This window comes from Zoogloea sp. (assembly GCF_017302315.1).
GTDB lineage: Bacteria > Pseudomonadota > Gammaproteobacteria > Burkholderiales > Rhodocyclaceae > Zoogloea.
Map to the genome: position 1 here is coordinate 14,679 of NZ_JAFLDT010000023.1, position 18,300 is coordinate 32,978.

At 64.2% G+C, this 18,300-nt stretch carries 15 protein-coding genes; 3 read left to right on the forward strand and 12 right to left on the reverse strand.

Features of this window, described 5'->3' with window-relative positions:
- The first annotated feature begins 14 nt into the window (after positions 1 to 14).
- The 3 genes from J0L98_RS09205 to J0L98_RS09215 are packed head-to-tail and all read left to right on the forward strand — an operon-like array spanning position 15 to position 4,265.
- Entirely contained in the window at positions 15 to 2,075 is a 2,061-nt protein-coding gene (locus J0L98_RS09205) for a hydrolase (protein WP_296411417.1), read from the forward strand.
- Positions 2,076 to 2,109: 34 nt separating this feature from the next.
- Complete coding sequence (locus J0L98_RS09210; RefSeq protein ID WP_296411418.1) at positions 2,110 to 2,985, forward strand: methyltransferase; 876 nt, start codon at positions 2,110 to 2,112, stop codon at positions 2,983 to 2,985.
- On the forward strand, positions 2,985 to 4,265 hold the full coding sequence (locus J0L98_RS09215) for a class I SAM-dependent methyltransferase (RefSeq protein ID WP_296411419.1): 1,281 nt from the start codon (positions 2,985 to 2,987) through the stop codon (positions 4,263 to 4,265). Before J0L98_RS09210 ends, J0L98_RS09215 begins: the two co-directional genes overlap by 1 nt.
- A 49-nt stretch (positions 4,266 to 4,314) precedes the next feature.
- On the opposite strand, the gene J0L98_RS09220 is transcribed toward J0L98_RS09215, so the two are convergent.
- From J0L98_RS09220 to gspD, 12 genes are all read right to left on the reverse strand, one after another.
- The gene (locus J0L98_RS09220; RefSeq protein WP_296411421.1) at positions 4,315 to 5,187 is read right to left on the reverse strand and encodes a class I SAM-dependent methyltransferase; all 873 of its coding nucleotides are present in this window, start codon (positions 5,185 to 5,187) and stop codon (positions 4,315 to 4,317) included.
- Positions 5,184 to 5,633 carry a GtrA family protein gene (locus tag J0L98_RS09225; RefSeq protein ID WP_296411423.1) on the reverse strand — a complete coding sequence of 150 codons (450 nt, stop codon included), beginning with the start codon at positions 5,631 to 5,633 and terminating at the stop codon, positions 5,184 to 5,186. The genes J0L98_RS09220 and J0L98_RS09225 overlap by 4 nt, the downstream gene beginning before the upstream one ends.
- Positions 5,630 to 6,577: a WxcM-like domain-containing protein gene (locus J0L98_RS09230; protein ID WP_296411425.1), complete on the reverse strand. Its 948-nt coding sequence runs from the start codon at positions 6,575 to 6,577 to the stop codon at positions 5,630 to 5,632. Before J0L98_RS09230 ends, J0L98_RS09225 begins: the two co-directional genes overlap by 4 nt.
- Positions 6,578 to 6,599: 22 nt before the next feature.
- Entirely contained in the window at positions 6,600 to 7,565 is a 966-nt protein-coding gene (locus J0L98_RS09235; RefSeq protein WP_296411427.1) for a glycosyltransferase family 2 protein, read from the reverse strand.
- Complete coding sequence (locus J0L98_RS09240; RefSeq protein WP_296411429.1) at positions 7,565 to 8,725, reverse strand: DegT/DnrJ/EryC1/StrS family aminotransferase; 1,161 nt, start codon at positions 8,723 to 8,725, stop codon at positions 7,565 to 7,567. The genes J0L98_RS09235 and J0L98_RS09240 overlap by 1 nt, the downstream gene beginning before the upstream one ends.
- Entirely contained in the window at positions 8,700 to 10,664 is a 1,965-nt protein-coding gene (locus tag J0L98_RS09245) for a hypothetical protein (protein ID WP_296411430.1), read from the reverse strand. Before J0L98_RS09245 ends, J0L98_RS09240 begins: the two co-directional genes overlap by 26 nt.
- Positions 10,649 to 11,848, reverse strand: a complete 1,200-nt coding sequence (locus tag J0L98_RS09250) for an ABC transporter ATP-binding protein (RefSeq protein ID WP_296411431.1) — start codon at positions 11,846 to 11,848, stop codon at positions 10,649 to 10,651. The genes J0L98_RS09245 and J0L98_RS09250 overlap by 16 nt, the downstream gene beginning before the upstream one ends.
- Entirely contained in the window at positions 11,848 to 12,639 is a 792-nt protein-coding gene (locus tag J0L98_RS09255; RefSeq protein ID WP_296411432.1) for an ABC transporter permease, read from the reverse strand. Before J0L98_RS09255 ends, J0L98_RS09250 begins: the two co-directional genes overlap by 1 nt.
- A gap of 158 nt (positions 12,640 to 12,797) precedes the next feature.
- The gene (locus tag J0L98_RS09260) at positions 12,798 to 13,484 is read right to left on the reverse strand and encodes a peptidylprolyl isomerase (protein ID WP_296411433.1); all 687 of its coding nucleotides are present in this window, start codon (positions 13,482 to 13,484) and stop codon (positions 12,798 to 12,800) included.
- 356 nt (positions 13,485 to 13,840) lie between these two features.
- On the reverse strand, positions 13,841 to 15,277 hold the full coding sequence (locus J0L98_RS09265) for a hypothetical protein (RefSeq protein WP_296411435.1): 1,437 nt from the start codon (positions 15,275 to 15,277) through the stop codon (positions 13,841 to 13,843).
- Between the two features lie 189 nt (positions 15,278 to 15,466).
- Positions 15,467 to 15,919, reverse strand: a complete 453-nt coding sequence (locus tag J0L98_RS09270) for a hypothetical protein (RefSeq protein WP_296411437.1) — start codon at positions 15,917 to 15,919, stop codon at positions 15,467 to 15,469.
- A 53-nt stretch (positions 15,920 to 15,972) separates the two neighbouring features.
- Entirely contained in the window at positions 15,973 to 18,282 is a 2,310-nt protein-coding gene (gene gspD, locus J0L98_RS09275) for a type II secretion system secretin GspD (RefSeq protein ID WP_296411438.1), read from the reverse strand.
- Between the last annotated feature and the right edge of the window lie 18 nt (positions 18,283 to 18,300).

An 18,300-nucleotide genomic window follows, 5' to 3' on the forward strand; every position in this document is an offset into this window, starting at 1 on the left:
AGGCCCCCTGCCGCATGTACAAGCTCAAGACGCTCGATGTCTGGGACACCCTGCTCCGACGCAAATGCCACCCGGACTTCATCAAGCTCACCGCCGCGCGGCATCTGCAACTGCGCTTCAGCGCGCACCTGGCCGATGGCTTTGGCGACCACTGGGCGATCTTCCGCGAACGCTGCCAGATCGAGGGCGAGCTGGCCCGCGCCGCGGCAAAGGCAGGCACGGATGACGAATACACCCTGCATCATGTTCTCGAACACCTGGTGCAGCGGGTCGTCACCGCCCCGGGCATTAATCCCGAACGGGTGGCCGACGAGCTCGCCGCCGCCGAGCTGGCCCTCGAGAAGGCCAACACCTTCCCCGACCCCCAGTGCCGCGAGGTGATCGGCCAGTACCCGGCCGAACGCACCCTGTTCCTGTCCGACTTCTACATGCCGGCCGGCATGCTCAACGCGCTCCTGCAGCACCACGGCCTCGACGACATCGCCGCCGACGGCATCAGCTCCTGCGACATCCGCCTCAACAAGCGCTCCGGCCAGCTCTTCCGGCACGTCCATGAGGCCTTCGCCGTAGCCCCGGAACATCACGTCCATATCGGCGACAACCGCCACTCCGACGTCACCATCCCCGGCGCCATCGGCATCACCTCGGTGCACTACCTGCCCGAACAGCCCCACGCCGAACGCGAACTGCGCGAGAGCCTGTTTGCCGACCGGGCCACCCTCTTCGGCCACCTGGAACGCATCATCGCCGACGGGCGCGACGCCGCCCTCGACGGCCGCCATGGCGACGCCCGGGCCGCCTTCCTGCTCGGCACCCAGGCTGCACCCCTGTGGGTGGGTTTCTGCCTGTCGGTGGCCGAGCAGTGCGTCATGCACGAACTCGACCGCCTGTTCTTCTTCACCCGCGAAGGCGAATTCTTCGTCCAGATCTTCGAGCGCCTCTTCCCCAACGGAAAGATCGCCGGCCTGCCCCTGCCCCCCCACGGCATTCTCGAAGTCAGCCGCCTGGCCACCTTCTGCGCCTCCCTGCGCGAGGTGAGCACCGCCGAGCTGATGCGCATGTGGAATCTCTACAGCACCCAGTCCATGTTCGCCCTGGCCCGCTCCCTGGGCCTCGAACCCGCTGCGCTGGAAGGGCTGTGCAGCCGGCACGGGCTGCCCATCGGCGAGGAGGTGGTTTACCCCTGGCAGGACGCCCGCGTCCAGGCCCTGTTTGCCGACCCGGACTTCCAGCAGCTGATTGAAGGCAAGTCCACCGGCGACGCCCAGCGCCTCCTCGCCTACATCGAGCAGAAGGGCCTCGCCTCCAGCGACAGCCGCATCGGCATCGTGGACATCGGCTGGCGCGGCACCATCCAGGACAACCTGGCCCACGTCCTGCCCGAGAAGACCCTCTTCGGCCACTACCTCGGTCTGGCCCGAGTGCTCAACGAACAGCCGGTCAACTGCCGCAAGCACGCCTTCGGCCCCGACCTCAACCAGCACCCCGAGGCCAGCCACCTCCTGGACGCCGTGGCCCCCCTGGAGATGCTCAGCAACTCCCCCAACGGCAGCGTCGAAGGCTACCGCCTGCTGCCCTCGGGCAAGATCGAAGCCCAGCGCCTGATCGACGAGGAAGAGAACACCGTCTTCCACAGCTATGTGTCCCATTTCCAGCAAGGCGTGCTCTTCGCCGCCCAGGCCTGGGCCGACTACCTGGACAACCACGCTGTATCTAGCGCCGAGCTGCGCCCCCAGGCCCTCGCCATCTGGACCGCCCTCGTCACCCGCACTCCGGGCGAGATGCTCGAGGCCTACACCTCCCTGAGCCACAACGAAGTCTTCGGCGTCGGCCAGTTCGTGGAGCAAAGCGCCGTCCCCTCCATGGGCGTCCTGCTCCGCTCCCCCTTCATCCGCCGCGACCGCCACAGCCTGATCCAGTACATCCGCCAGTCCCAGTGGGCCGCCAGCCTGAAGAAGCGCACCGACCTGAACCCAATGCACAAGGCGCTGCTCAGCACGGCGGTGTCGGCGGGAAAGGTGTACAAGTACGTGCGGGTGCGGTGGCAGCATCACCAGGCGAAGCGCGGCAACTAAGACAACAAGCCCAACCCCAAAAATCAGGCACGCCATGAAACCCGGCAACGATCTTCTCCCCCTCGCCCGAGACCTCATCGCCCAGGGCCGCCTGGCCCAGGCCAGCCATTGCCTGCAGGCGCTACTCCGGCTCCAGCCGACGCACCTGGAGGCGCACAACCTCCTGGAAACCCACCGGCTTGACGGCAACTTCACGGACGCCTTCGGCATTGAGTCCCGGATTTCGCCGGACGACGACATCTTCCGCTTCTTCGCGAACCACCCCAGCTGCACCAACCCGATTCGCGACTACCTGTCGGACGGGTGGCGCACCATGGTCGAACTGAGCCGCCTGCTGGAAAGTCTGGACCGCCCCCTGGGGCGTTGCCGCAGTTTTCTCGAGTTCGCCAGCGGTTTCGGCCGCTTCAGCCGGCACCTGGCCAAGGCGCTGCCCGAAGGGGCGCTGCATGTTTCCGACGTGGTCCCGGGCAGCGTGGACTTCCTGAAGCAGCACCTGGGCGTGGATGGCTTCTACTCCGTCAGCGACCCCGGAAAGCTGGCGCCCCCCAGGAAGTATGAAGTCATCTTCGTGCTGTCCCTGTTCAGCCACCTGCCGGAAAGCACCTGGACCAGCTGGCTCACCCGGCTCTACGACACCCTCGAAGACAACGGCATCCTGATCATCACCACGCACGGCGAGAAATGCGCCCGGCTGATGGGGGTGAGCTTTCCGCCCAACGGCTTCCTGTTCATCCCCTCCAGTGAATCCAAGGCCCTGCCCGGTGAGGAGTACGGCTCCACCTTCACCTCGACCGACTACGTGCGCCAGGCCATTTCCCGCCATCTGCGCAACGCGGCGATCCATGAGTTTCCGGCTCATTTCTGGGGCAATCAGGACGGCTTCGCCATCGTCAAGGGCAGACAGGCCTGATGCCGATGATCGACACCCTCACCGAAGAACAGCTTCAGGCGGCAGCGAATGCGGCCGCCCAGGGGCCGCACTTCCGGCAAGCCCTGTGGCCGCACTGCAACTATGTTGGCCGGGATGTGGGGTCGGAGCGACTGAAGACGCGCATCCACCCCGGCGACCAGATGCTGCTGCATTCGCTGAAGCACTTCCACGAGATCAACAAGCCCCTGAGCCAGTACTTCAACGTAGCCCTGCAGCAGCATCACGCCGCCCAGCAGATCCTGCGACATTTTTTCCCGGCCCCACCGGAAACCCTGAAGGTCCTGGATTTCGCCTGCGGTTACGGGCGCCTGCTGCGCTTCCTGAGTCTCAGCATTCCTCCGGAAAACATCTGGGCCGCCGAGATCCAGGAAGAGGCCGTCAATTTCGTCGTCAGTGAATACGGAGTGAATGGGCTGCTTTCCGAGACGGATCCCGCCGGCTTCAATCCGGAGCAGCGTTTTGACTTCATCTGGGTGGCGTCCCTGTTCTCCCATTTGCCGGAGCCGCTTTTCCGGGCCTGGGTTGGCAAGCTGCACAGTCTCCTGAGCCCCAGGGGTGTGCTGTGCTTCAGCGTTCATGACGAATGCCTGCTCCCGGCCGGCTCGTCGCTACCCCCGGGCGGCATCCATTTCGTGCCCCACAGCGAAAATGCCGACCTGGACACCTGCACCTACGGCACGACCTACGTGGGCGAGTCCTTCGTCAGCCGGGCCATCGGCGAGAGCGTGCAGCAGCCCGATCACCCCTACTTCCGGATTCCCCGCGGGCTGGCCAACGAGCAGGATCTTTACGTGGTCCCCGCCAATGCCAAGACCGATCTGAGCGGGCTCTCCGGTTTTCGTCATGGCCCCTGGGGCTGGGTCGATGGCATCGAGGTGAGCGACGCGGGCATGCTGGAAATGCACGGATGGATTGCCTCCCTCGATGACGGCCCGCTGGAGACCGTAAGCATCTCGGTGGATGGGCAGGTGAGCCGCATATCCACTGGCGAGGCCCGCCCTGATGTGGCACGGGTCCTCGGGGATGAACGCCTGCACGGATCGGGCTGGCGCTTCAACTTGGCGCTGGCACCCGGAAAGGACAGCGTCTTCGTCCAGGTGTCCGGCAGCACGGCCAGGGACGAGAAGACCCTGCTTTACGCCGGCTTTGTGGCGGTGCCGGAACGCCAGCCCTCTGTTCCCCCGGCGGAGCCAGCCGCGGAGGAAAAAGGGCTACTGGGCTTTGTCCGGCGCCTGCTGTCGAAACAGCACCGGCGCTGAGGCCTCACGCCGGGTGCATGGCCCGGCGCGCCCCATATCCCCTGGAACCCTAACTCCGCAGGAGACGGCGCAGAAAGCCCTTCAAGTGCTCCGCTGCGGAGAGCTCCCGGGGCGCAGGGACGGCAGCGAGGCGCTGCTCCAGTTCGGCCACCCTTGCCCCCAGCTGCCGGTTTTCTGCGTAAGTCCGGCTCCACTCGGCGTACACCGAGTGATGCCGGTCGGTCACCAGGCTGAGGCTGGGCACCACCTGGTCCAGCACGGCGGCCTCCTTCGCGCAGGCCACCAGGAAGTACAGCTCCGCCGGGTAGGCGTCGTCACCGTCGATGGCAAGCACCCGGTTCTCCACTGCCGGGCCTTCAAGGGACCACAGCATCGACTGAAAGCACGGCCGCTGGGCAAACCAGTGCTGGGCGGGGAAATGGCGGTTCAGCAAGCTGCGCAGCTCGGGGCCGTCCAGCTCCTTGACGTGGAACTCGTTGCGATAGCCGGTGCGATCGGAATACTCGACGCGATTGGGCGACGAGATCATGAACAGCCCCCCCGGCGCCAGCAGGCGTGACACCTCGCCCATGAAGGCGTCGTGCTCGGTCATGTGCTCGATGGTCTCGAAGGAGACGATCACATCGAAACTGGCGTCCGGCAGGGGAATGCTGGCGCAACTGGCGCAGAGATAATTGAGGTTGGCGCCGCCGCCGTAGCGCTCACTGGCGTGCCTCACCGCCTCGGGGGAGATGTCGACACCGGTGACACTGGCCGCCTGGGCGGCCATCAGGGCACTGCCGTAACCCTCGCCACTGGCCACGTCGAGCACCCGCTTGCCGGCCACGTATTGGCGGGCAAAGAGGTATCGGTGCCAATGTTCGTAGATCATTTCCCCCTCGCAGCTGGGGAGGAAGCGTTCGCCGGTAAACGTCAGTGTCATGAATCTGCATCCGAAAAAGGGGTGACCGGAGGGGGTTGGCGTACCTCAGCACCGGACGACGCGCCCTGCCTCCGCCCCCGAAAAAACAATCGATTGAGCCCAAAACTGAAGGGCACCACGAGCAGGCTGGCCAGCGGCCCGGCCAGCCAGGCAGCAAGGCCCAGCCCGATCAGGCCGGCGAGCAGCCACTGCCCCACGGCCCAGGAAGGCAGATACACCAGCGGGTAGAGCGCCAGGCTGGCCCGCTGCGGGCGGGTGGCAAAGGTGAAGCGCCCGTTCATCCACCACGCCAACCCGATGCCGGACACGAAGGCCGCGGCAAAGCTCGATGCCGGGCTCAGGCCCACTGCCAGCAGGCCCCAGTAAAACACGGTGGTCGCCAGGGTATTGAGGGCGCCGACGAGGATGAAGCGCAGCAACTCCGGCCGAACAGTGCCACTGCTCATGTGGCCGGGCCGGAGCCGGCCGCGACGGTATCGAGAAAGCACTGATAGTCGCGGATGTAGTCATCGGCGTCGTAATAATGGGAGGCGAAGACCAGCAACAGGGCATCAGCAGAATGCTTGTATTGCACGCCCCAGGTCATCGGCGGCAGGTACAGCCCCAGGGTCGGGTCGTCCAGGGTGAACTCACGCCGGACGCTGCCGTCGTCGGTCATCACCTGACAGCGGCCGCGCACGCACAGCAGAAGCTGCTCACATTCCCGGTGGGCGTGCTCGCCGCGCACTTCCTGGCTGGGTACGTTCATCACCATGAAGTAGCGACGCGGGGTGAAGGGCAGGGAGCGGCCGAATTCGCCGACGGTCAGATCGCCCCGCATGTCCTTGACCAGGGGCAGCCGGATCAGCTGCACGCCCCCTGCAACGGCGGGCGCCACGGGCCCCGAAGACACGCCGGGCTCGGCCTGCCCCAGCGTATCCACATAACCGACGATGCGCGCCGGATTGCCGACCACGACGGCGTTGGGCGGCACCGAACGGGTCACCACCGCGCCGGCGCCCACCATGGCGTTGCGCCCGATGGTGAGACCGGGCAACACCGTCGCGTTGGCCCCGATAGAAGCGCGGGCCTCGACCCGTGTCTTCAGGTACTCCGCCGGGTAGCACTTGCTGCGGGGCATGCGGTCGTTGCAGAAGGTGGCATTGGGGCCGATGAACACGTCATCCCCCAGCTCGATCCCGTCCCACAACTGCACCCCACACTTGATGGTGACCCGGTCGCCCACCACCACATCGTTCTCGATGAAGACGTGGTCGCAGACATTGCAGTCGGCCCCCAGACGCGCACCGGGCAGGATGTGGGCAAAGGCCCAGACCCGCGAGCCCGGCCCCACCTGACGGCTCTCACAGAGCGCCCGGGCATGCACGAAGACCCCTTCCGGCGCGGCCAATGCGGCCTCCGGCGTTTGCCCATCATCGACCATTGGCATCCTCCCCACTAAAATCATGCTGCTTCAGAACCAGCGCCAGCGGGCGCTGCTTGCTGTTCTCGTAAGCCCGCCAGGCGTAGGAACCGATCAGCCCGAGCCCGAGGGCGTTGAGGCCGGCAAAGAAGGTCATCGCCACCATCAGCGCGGCATAGCCCGGCACCGGCACCTTGCCCGTCAGCTTGGCCACCACCACCACGAGCCCCAGCACCAGGGCCAGCCCCAGCCCCAGGGCGCCCAGAACGAGCAGCACCCGGATGGGTAGATCGGAGAATGCAAACAGGCTGTCGGACAGATAGGCCAGCTTGCGCCGGAAACTCCAGGCGCTGGCACCGTGCTCCCGGGCCAACCGGGTGTAGCCGAACACCTTGCGCCGGTGCCCCAGCCAGAAGAGCTGGCCCACCAGGGAGCTGCGGGCCTCGGGCAGGGCCACCAGATGGGACGCGAAACCCCGCGTGCAGCCGAACACGTCGACACCGCCCGGGGGAATCTCGGGGTTGATCAGGCGCCGATAGGCTGACCAGAACAGTTGTGCCGGCAGGCGCTGCAGCCAGGGGTCGTCACGCCCCTCCCGGCTGCCCACCACCACGTCGGCCTCATCGGCGGCGAGGGCGGTGAAGAAGCGCTCCATCAGCTCGATCGGCTCCTGCAGATCTGCGGCCATCACCGCCAGATAGTCGCCCTTCGCCTCGCGCAAGCCCTCGCGAATCGCCGCGAAGGAGCCGAAGTTGCGCGCCAGCAGCAGCAACTGACTGTCAAAAGGCTGCTGGGGAAGGTGCTCGAGGAGGTAGCCATAGGAGCCGTCCGGGCTGGCATCGACCACCATGACCAGCTCCAGCGCCCCGGGCAGACGTTCGGCCAGCGCCCCCACCTGCCGCAACAACTCTGGCAAGGAGCCCTGGTTGCGGTACACCGGGATGACCAACGAGAAAATCGGGCGCCCAGTCTCCATCACCAAACCTCCCGCAAGGCGTCACACACCCGCTGCACCTGCCCGGCATCCAGGCTGGGATGGCAGGGCAGGCTGAACACCTCGGCGCAGGCTGCCTCGCTCACCGGCAGGGCGCCGGCCGGGGCCATGGGCGGCTCACCGAGGGCCGCCAGCCGGGCGATGAAACCCGGCTGAAGGTGGTCGGGCAGCGGGTAGTGGATGTCGGTCTGAATGCCCCGGGCCAGCAGCACTGCACGCAGCGCATCGCGCCGGGCATGGCGCAGCACGAAGAGGTGGGCCACATCGACGGCTTCGGTGGGTCGGGGCGGAAGGGCGCCGCCCGGCAATGCCCCGAGCACCGCGGAATACTGTGCTGCCACCTGCTGCCGCGCGGCATTCAATGCCGGTAGCGCCGGGAGCAGGACGCGCAGGAAGGCCGCCTGGATTTCATCAAGGCGGCTGTTCATGCCCCCCGGAATCTGCACCTGATACTTGGGTTGCCAACCGTACTGGCGCAACTGGCGCAGACGGGCGGCCAGACCGGCGTCGCCACAACACACCGCCCCACCATCGCCCAGGGCGCCAAGGTTCTTTGTCGGATAGAAACTGAAGCAGGCCAACTCGCCCCACGCCCCCGCCTGCCGCCCCGCCCAGCTGGCGCCGTGGGCCTGGGCAGCATCCTCGATCACCGGGATGCCCGCCGCCCGGCAGATGGCGAGAATGGCCGGCATGGGTGCCATGCGGCCATACAGATGGGTGACGATGAGGGCCCGGGTACGTGGGGTGAGCACGCCGCTGATAGCGGTCTCGTCGAGCAATAGCGAGTGGGGGTGGATATCCACGAACACCGGACGGGCGCCCACGGCAAGGATGGCCTGGGTGCTGTAGCCCCCGGCATTGGCCACGGTCAGCACCTCGTCACCGGGGCCGACCTCGAGCGCCCGCAAGGCAAGCTGCAAGGCATCGCTGCCATTGGCCACACCAACGCAGTGCCCGGCGCCCACCTGCTCGGCCCAGGCGTGTTCAAATGCCTCCACCTCGGGGCCGAGAACCGTCCAGCCACTGGCAATGACCCGTGCCGCAGCGGCATTCAGGTCGGCCTGAAAGCGCGCGTACACGCCCCCCAGGCTGTTCATCGGGATCACGGGCTGCACGTCAGGGCAGGAGTTGATAGACGACATAGGCATCGCCAGACCGGAATGCCGGCTCCATGGGCAGGCGAGGATCGTCTGGCGCGGAAGGCGAGCCATCGACCATCGATAAAGGCCCCGCACTGTACCATCGAATGCCCGCCTGCCGGAGGGCCTCCAGGCGCTCGGGTGGCGGCAGGGCGACCATGCGCTGCCATTCCTCGGCGCGCACGCGCACCGCTGCCGAGCTGCGGGGATGCAGGTTGAAACCGATCCAGTAGGGCGTACACGCAGCCAGCGCCGTGAGGCGGAAGCCAGGGTCGGCATCGGCGCCCTGGCAGACATCGCCAGGGCGGGCATGCTGCCGGATATGGGCGGCTGCCTCAACCAGCCCCTTCGGCAGTGCCGGACGCCCATCGATCTTGCCGGGACCACGCTGTATCTCGGGGCCCAGCCGAATTCCCGCCACGCAGCCCACCACCAGCACCAGTAACACGGCGGCAAAACCCCAGCCACGCCAACCCTGCGGGCGGTCGGACGACGGCACCAGGAAGGGCGCAGTGGTCAGCCACCACATGGGCAGCACCCACACCAGCGGACGGTGCTGGAGCTCTTCCGGCGTACCGGCACCGCCGCGCTTGTCCAGATCCAGCCCCAGGGCAAACAGCAGATAACCCCCCACGACCAGCAGCATCCACACACGCACGGCCCGGGGCGCCCGCGACCAGGCCAAAATGCCGAGCAACATCCAGCCCAGGGTGCCCACCAGAATGGCGATGGGGGCAAGGGCCGGCTCATGCAGGCCGGCCAGCCAGCCGGGAGCCTGCAGGTGCAGCAGCGCCGGCCAGTATTCGCGCCATCCGCCCCCGCCGAGATGGATCAGGGGCAGGCCGGGCAAGGGTATCCACAGCAGGACAAGCAGCGCCAGCAGGGTCATTCCCGCCACGATCATCCTGCGTCGGAACGCAGGGCCAGGAAGGGTCAACGCCCACCAGAACAGCAGCAGTGGCCCGGCCAACAGAATGATCTGCGCCTTGAACAGCATGGCCACCGCCAGCCCCGCCAGCAACACCAGCAGGCTCCACACGGGGCGTGCTGCCGGATCCTGCTGCCGGCCATGCAGCCAGCTTGCCAGCAACAGGGCCACCGCGCACCCATACAGGCTGCCGGGGGAGATCGTCTGCAGCCAGTGCCACCCCAGGAAAGCCTGTCCGGACCCCAGCCCGGCCGCATCGGGCCAGAACAGCGTCAAGGGTAGCGCCAGCGCCAGCCAGGGCCGCTCGGGACGCAGACGAAAGACCCATTCCGACGCCGCGGCGAGCAGCAGCAGCATGCCGAGGGGCCACCAGACGATAAAGGCCAGATCAATGCCACGGGCGCCGCCAAGCGCCGACAGCCACCCCACCAGGCCATAGCCGAGATAGTGATAGGGCGCGAGGGGCAAACCCACACCGCGCAGATCATGGACCGGGTGCAGACCTCCCTGCCCCAGCATGTCGATCAGCACCCCGTGAAAATACCAGTCCTGCCATATCCGCTGAGGCCCCCCGCCGGCAATGCCGGCCGATGCGCTCCACAGGCTTTCACCCCAGAAAGCCAGGGGCAAAGCGGCCAGAGCAAGGAGCAAGACAAGGGAAGACGAGGACGGTGGTGCAGATGAGGATGATGACTGCAGACTGCGGGAACGCCGCCGTCGGACGTACGGCGCAAGCAGGGCGGCCAGCATCAGCGCACTGCTGCCCACGGCCGGGAATCCCAGCACAGCGAGGATGGCGAGACTGGTCAGGACGAGCAGCACGGCCAGCACCCAGCCACCGGCGACGCTGACGAGGCCGGCCCTCCGGCGCAGGACGTCGGCCCAGGCCAGGGTAAGGGTCATGGGCAGGGTCAGACAGAGCGCAACCAGAACGGGCGCTCCCGCCAGGCCCGCGGCCAGGCCGAAGACAGCGCCGAAGGCCGGGGGCACCAGCAGGCTCAGACGGTGTTCCACCGATGGGGCAGCCGGCACACGCCAAGCTCGCGGCTCTCGCCGGTCACGGTCAGGTCGCAGACGATTTCGTCGAACAAGCGATAGCCCTCCGGATCCAGCGCATGTGTCTTGATGGTGTACTCGCCGGGCAGCAGCGACAACTCGGGCAACTCAAGCTCGAAGGCGAATTCGTTGTCGGCAACGCGCGACAGCACATGCCCCTCCATCTCCGACGACACACCATAGATCGGCATGCCATCCTTGCGCACAAAGCCCACCAGGGCCGTGGGAGCCCGACCATCCGGCGAGAACAGCCGCCCGGCGACACGCAGCGCGCGCCCTTCCTGCATGGTGACGCCTTCGTGGCCCGGACGCTCGTTTAGCGTCACGGACAGGACGGCATAGTGGCCGCTCTTGATGGCTGTGGCGTGATCCTGGGCCTTGGGAGCGTTGCGTGCGTCATGCCAGGCCAGGTATTCCCGCGTCACCCGGTTGGAATCACCATAGGCATTCAGGCGTCCGTCATGAATCCAGGCGGCTTTCTGGCAGAGCTTCTGGACATGGAACATGCTATGCGCACAAAGCAGCAGCGTGCCGCCGTTGGCAAGATAGTTCTCCATCCAGGCAATGCACTTGCGCTGAAAGGATTCATCCCCCACCGCCAGCACTTCGTCAGTGATCAGGATGTCCGGGCTGACCGTTGTGGCGACCGCGAATCCGAGGCGCACGATCATGCCCGAGGAGTAATGCTTGATCGGCTGGTCCACGTGCTCGCCGATGTCGGCAAACGCCAGGATGTCATCAAGTCGCTCCCGCGTTTCCTGCTCGCTCAGGCCCATCAGGGCCGTGGCCAGAAACACGTTCTGACGCCCGGTGTATTCCGGGTGAAAGCCTGCCCCCAGCTCCAGCAGGGCACTGATGCGGCCCCGCAGTTTCAGCTCACCCGCCGTCGGTTTGACCACACCGGCAATGATCTTCAGCAAGGTCGATTTGCCAGCACCGTTCACGCCGATCAAGCCCAGGGACTCACCCCTGCGCACGTCGAAACTGATGTCGGTCAGCGCATCGTAGCGCTCCGCGAAAGGTTGGCGGCGCAGCAGGGAATACAGGGTGCGGATACGCCCGGCGGCGGAATTCGCTATCGGATAGGACTTGCCGATGCCGGACAGGCTGATCAGCGGCGCTTCAACAGGACTCCCGCTCATCAGATGAAATCCTCGAAATAATCGGAGAGACGCCGGAACAACAGCACCGCAGCAAACGCGGCCGCGCCTCCACCCAGCACGAAAAGGGTCAACTGCCCAAAGGCCGCGAGATCCCCGTGCATCAGTCCGGCGCGGATAGGCTCGAGCAGGTGCACCAGGGGATTGAAGGCAACGATCCAGCGCACTGACTCCGGCACCTGCGTGGTGGGATACAGAATAGGCGTGACATAGAACATGATCATCAGCGCCGGGCCCAGCATGTGGTCGATATCCTTCAGGAAGACCTGAAAGGATGCCGTCACCAGGGCTATCGCGGATGCCAGCAGCAGCAACGCCAGCCAGCCCATCAACACCACCGGCAGCCCGACAAACCGGAAGGGCTCGCCACCAAGGGCGAGGGCGCAGATGACCACCATGAAACCCACGAAGTGAATGAAGAAGGTGGCGCCAATTGACGCGAAAACCAGCAATTCGTGGGGAAAATGCACCTTTTTCACAAGGCCCGAATTGCCGACGACCGCGTGGGTCGCCCGTTGCACCCCTTCCTGGAAGGCCATCCACGGCCACAGGGCACAGGCCACGAAGGCCACGAAACTGTGCTCACCCAGCTCGGGAAAGCCGACCTTGAAGACCTTCCGGAAGACGAATCCGTAGATCATCAACAGGAGCACGGGTTGACCAAGCGCCCACAATCCACCGGCAATCGTTCCGGAATAGCGGCTGGTGACCTCGCGTCGGACAAAGGTGAGGAACAACCAGCGCTGCTGCCACAGTTCGGTAAGGATATTCATTGAATCCGTCCGGCACTCACGCTGCACAATCCATGTTTCGTCCCCTCGTGGACCGAGGCCATGGGCTGTGCAGCGGGCGCGGGCATCAATAGCATCGCAACAGCATCCCCGGGGATCTGCTGCAGATGCACGGTACAGGCATGAGGGAGATGTGTGTGTTACTTGCTCACGGCCCGCCGCACGGCATCGGCGTCGATCTTGATCGTGGCAGGATCACGCAGCGGATCGGCAATCTTCTTGCGCACCTCACCACGCATGCGAGTGCGAACGCTCTCCATCAGGGCCTCCTTCACCTCGTCGAAGGGACGCAGCACCGGCGCCTGACGCTCTTCGAAACGGATGATGTGCAGCCCGAAGTTGGTCTCCACGATCCCGGACAGCTCGCCCGGCTTCTTCATGGCGAAGGCGACCGCCTCGAATTCGGGCACCATCGTGCCCTTCGGCTTCATCCCGAGATCACCACCCCGCTTGCCTGAGCCAGGATCATCGGAGTACTGCCGGGCAAGTTCTTCGAAGGACTCGCCATTGCGCAGCTTTTCGAGCACGGACTCGGCCAGCGCACGGGAGGCGGACCGATCGCTGCCGCAAGCCCGGAAAAGAATGTGGCGCGCACGTACTTCCTCAGGCTTGGTGAATTTTTCCGGAAATGCCTTGTACTCATCGCGAGCGATGGCTTCCACCTGGCTCTCGGACACGGCTTTGGACTCGGCCTGCTCCATGTAGATCTCGTACAAGGCACGTTCTTCCGCCAACTTGAGGCGATCAAGAATGTCCTTGCGAGTGGCAAGCCCTTCCTCACGCGCTTTGTTCGCCACCAAGCGACGCAGCATGATGTCGGCAGCCATTCGCTCACCGGAAGGAGAACCGGGCTCGCGCATGCGCTTCAGCAACTCGGGCGATCGTCCGACCATATCAGCTTGCAGATCGGCGGCGGTAACAGCAGCCTTGCCATGAGTGGCAACGATCTCGTCACCCGCATGAGACTGGTATGAAACAAGCGCGGCAAAAACAAAAGGAACGATGTGAAGATTCGACAACTTCAATTTGCTCACTCCGAATGGAAAAGCAGAAAAGACAACACCTGTTCAATGGAGGTTCATCACAAGCAATGGCCCTGAACTCGCAACAAAAATGACAAAGGCGGGACAAGCCCGCCTTTGTCATTCAACACCCCCGAAGGGGTGTTTAGGTACAGCTCAACTTACCACTTCAGCGGCAGAACTTGGCCGTAGTTGGTGCCGGAGGCGCCAACGCTGGAGTTGAACACGTTCACCGCGGTGAAGCCGATAACCGGCAGCGGGCCGTTGGCGCTGGTGGTGCTCAGACGAACCAGACCATCATCGTAAGCAAAGGTGTAATCCTGAGCGGTGATGTTGGCCTTCAGAGCGCCGGACGGAGCGGAGCCGTTGTTGATGGACACAACGGACACTTCACCGATCAGGGTCCAGGTGGCGGAACCTTGCGGGTTCGGGGAGATCACGATGCTGCTCTGATCAACCACGGTACGCTCTTCACGGTCATAGACGGTGGGAGCGCCGACGACCACGGAGTTGGTGGCAGCAGCCAGGCTGGCGTAGGGGCCAGTGGCGCCGGCAACGGTGGCCAGGGTGCGCAGCGGATCGGTGCCAGCAGCCGGGGTGTCGGTCCAGGTGTAGTAGTAACGACGGGTCGGCTGGGACAGGACGACATCGGTAGCAGCAAGGATGTTATCAGCCGTGGCGTACTCGGTAACGACGGAACCCTTGGCCAGGATGCCTTGCAGCTCGGCCAGTTGAGCGGTCACGTTGGCGGTGCCGTACGGGGTCGACAGGTCGGGCAGGTCGAATTCGTACATGCGCACGTTGCCGGTGGCGGTGTTGAACACACTGTCAGCGGTGGTGGCGGCGTCAAAGGCGATCAGCGGGAAGGACGCGGTGCCGGTGGTCAGGTTGGCCTGACGGGCGTAGCGAACGGGCACAGCGGAGCTCTGAACCAGGGCGGTACCGGGGATGGTGAAGGCCTTGGAGGAAGCAACGTTGATGATGGTCGCGAAGGAGGTCAGACCGGAGGTCGGAGCCGACAGGGAGGCGGTCAGGTCGTTGGGCTCGACACCAGTACCGACCAGGACGGAAGAGGTGCAAGGAGCAACGCCATTCACGTGCTTGGTGGCAGTGAAGAGAGCGCCCTGAGCAGCGGAGCCACCGTTAGCGGTGCTGACGATGTCGCCCATGTTGATGATCTCAACATAGCCTTCACGGGTGCCTTGAGCCTTGTTGGCATCCAGCAGACGGGCGGTCACGAACTGCTGATTGACGCTGGTCGGCAGGGTGCAGGACTTGTCGCTGGTAGCCAGGCGGGCAACGGTGCCGTCCAGAGTCACAGCAGCGGTCCAGACGTCAGCCGGGGACAGGAAGACTTGGAAGTCAAAGACGTCGTCGGAGAACTGAGCGCCGCGGAAGCGGACCTTGACAGCCTTGCCGTTAACTTCGTCGGTGTTCGCGATACTGATCAGGGTGGTGTTGCCGCTCTGAACAGAGTAGTACGGCAGGATGTTGATATGACCCACACCATTTTGCGCAACGGTGATCGCTGCGTTCGAAACTCCGGACAGCGCACCCAGAGTGGCCGCAACACCAACAGCAAGAAGCTTTTTCTTCATACAGAACTCCTAAATAGCAAAAAATGAACGCAACGTAATCAAGTCTTACGCTGGATGACACCATAGCACAGACAGCAATTTTTTTGAACAGCCTGCAAACACAATTGCGTCATGCCCTGTTGCACAAAAACAACGAAATTTTACATACACATACAGGCTATTCACAGGCTCGGGCCATGGGCCCGAAAACTAGAATCGCTCGTACCGCCACCACTCACCTGCTTCGAGTATCCAACGCTCCTCGAGATCGGTCGTGGTTTCCGGGTAACCCCGTTGCAGAGGCGCAAAACCAATGCGCATGGTTACATCGCAGGTTGCGTCCTTGCATTTTACGTTAACGACATCTGCACTCTTAAGTTTAGCTGCGGGCGCGGAACGGCCGCGAAAACCGAAAAGATCAACGGCCTTGCGGTAAGCAGGCGTGGCGAAACTGTAGGCTTTCTCCCAGTTACCTGCAACCAGGGCATCCCACCTTGCCTGGGCACGCTCCCTTACATCCGCCTCCGGCTCGCGCGGCGCAAACGTGGCGCAGCCTCCCAATACGGAAAGACAGGCGGCCCCGATGATACCCCACGATCTGAGGCGCCCAAACCAGGAAAAAGTCACACCGGACCTAAAAAACATCATGACTTCATTCATCATTTCACCTTCTGGAACAATCCATGCGCTCCCGGGAAAGCAGATCTCGGGAACCGTCAGCGCTTGATACCCAGCAAAGGCTTGAGCCCCTGCATCTTGGACTTCAACTCCGAGCCCACCTCACGAACATCCTGCTCGGTACGCACCACCCGCGGGGTGATCATCACCAACAGCTCCGTCCGGGTCTTGGACAAAGTGGTTGTGGAAAACAGGGCGCCGATCACCGGAATATCCTGGAGCCACGGAATACCCTGCTTGCCGTCACCCTTGTTGTCACGGATCAAGCCGCCGAGCACGATGGTTTCGCCCGAACGCACTGCCACCTTGCTGGCGATCATCCGCTGCAGGAAGCTGCGCTGACCGGTGGCCGAATCGATGCTCCCTACGTCGGAAATGCTCTGATTGATCTGCATGGAGATCAGATTGCCGGCATTGACTGAAGGGGTCACCGAAAGAAGGACACCGGTATCCTTGTACTGGATCGATGAGGTGCTGACCCCGCCGTCGGTCACCGTCGTGGATGAACGGATCGGCTGCTGATCCCCCACCTGGATCGAAGCGGTCTGGTTGTCGAGCACCATGACCGACGGCGACGATATTACGTTGACCAGTTGCTTGTCCGCCATGGCGTTAAGCACCGCACGGACCGCCCCGAGGGGATTGGTGACGGTGTAGGAGAAACCTTGCTGAGCGGTATTGATGGCGCCCGTTGAGGAATTTCCAAGCACGCCCGTACCACGCCAGCCGCCATTGCCTAGCCCGCCTTCAAAATACCATTGCAGACCATACTTGGTCTCGTCAGTCAGGGTGACCTCGACGATGCTCGCCTCGATAAGTACCTGGTTAGGGGTGATGTCAAGCTGGCGCAGGGCTGCCTCAATGCGTTTGTAGTCCCTGCGCGGAGCATGGATCAACAATGCGTTGTTGTTGTTGTCGGCCACCACGCGCACATCCTTGCCCAGATTCACCTGGGTGACCGAGGAGGGAATGACCTGGGCATTCTGACCCGACCGGGTCGAGGCGAGGTTGGTGGCCCCGGTTCCAAACCCCCCAGTCCCGGTCGTCAAGCCCAAGGTACCCGTCGTGGTTCCAAACCCCGTTGTACCCTGGGTTGCGGTCGCAAGGCCGGGGGCCACACCCGTTGCCGACTGGCCCGTGTTGGTCGATGACTGAGGTGCGTACAACCCATTGAGGAGATTGGCCAGATGCTGGGCCGACCCGTTCTGGACAGGGTATACATATAGCTGCGCCTCGCCGTCCGACTCCATGGGCTTGTCCAGACGTTCGATCCAGGACTTGGCCTGCTCCAACATGTGGGCGCGGGGCGTGATCACAAGAAGCGCGTTGAGTCGCTCGATGCCGAGCACCCGGATCAGCCCGCCGAGGGGGCCCGCCATGCGCACTGCCGCAGAACCCGCATCATCCGTCTTTCCCGTGCCCGTCCCCGAAGAGGCGGGCTTTGCGGCAGAACCACCACCCGCCTCACCACTGGCAAAGAGCGAGCGTAGCGTCGTCTCGACTTCCTTGACCGAGGAGTTCTCAAGGGGAAAGAGCCCCACTGACATGCCCTTGAGCATGTCCACATCGAAGGTGGAGACAATCTCGAGCCATCCCTCGACCTGATTGCGGGAGCCCACCAGCACCAGCACGTTGCGCAGGACATCAACACGCACAAAGGCTTCAGGCCCGGCCACCGGACGGAGAATGTCGGCCATCTCGGCCGCGCCGATATGCTGCAGGGGAATGATCACGCTGCCATATCCCGGCAGGTTGGAATCGGCCCGACGGGGAACGGGCACGGCACTCTTCATCGTCTCGGCCTTGCCGATGCGATAGCGCCCATTGACATCAGGCACCATGACAATGCCGTTGTTCAGAAGCAGGGACTCCAGAATGCCCAGCAGTTGATCCTTGGGCACTGCCCCCTGCGTATGCAGGGTGATGTCGCCGCTCAGCGGGGGCACAATGGCGTAATCGAGCTTGAGCAGATCCCCCATGATGAAGTGGATCACTTCCGTTACGGGGGCCTTCTCGAAACGAAGACCAACCCCCTTGTCATCCGACACCACCAGATTTCTCGTAGCGGGCAGCTTCAAGAGCTGGTCGTTTCCCTTGATGAGAACAGGCCCCGAGCGCTTGACCTTGGCGGCCTGCGCAGCAGAACTGGCCGGCGGTTCGGCTGACGGCACCGAACCATCCGCCCGATAGGCGTCGACCGTTGCCGGCGCCTCGACGCCGGCCCTGCCCGAGGCCTCGGCCGACAGCAGGGGCGAGGTCTGGGCGTCGGGCACATCCTGGGCAAGCGCCCCCATCGACAGCGCCAGCCCCAGGGACCAGGCCAGTAAGACAGATTGCAGCCGATTCATCCGAAGGAAATCCATGTG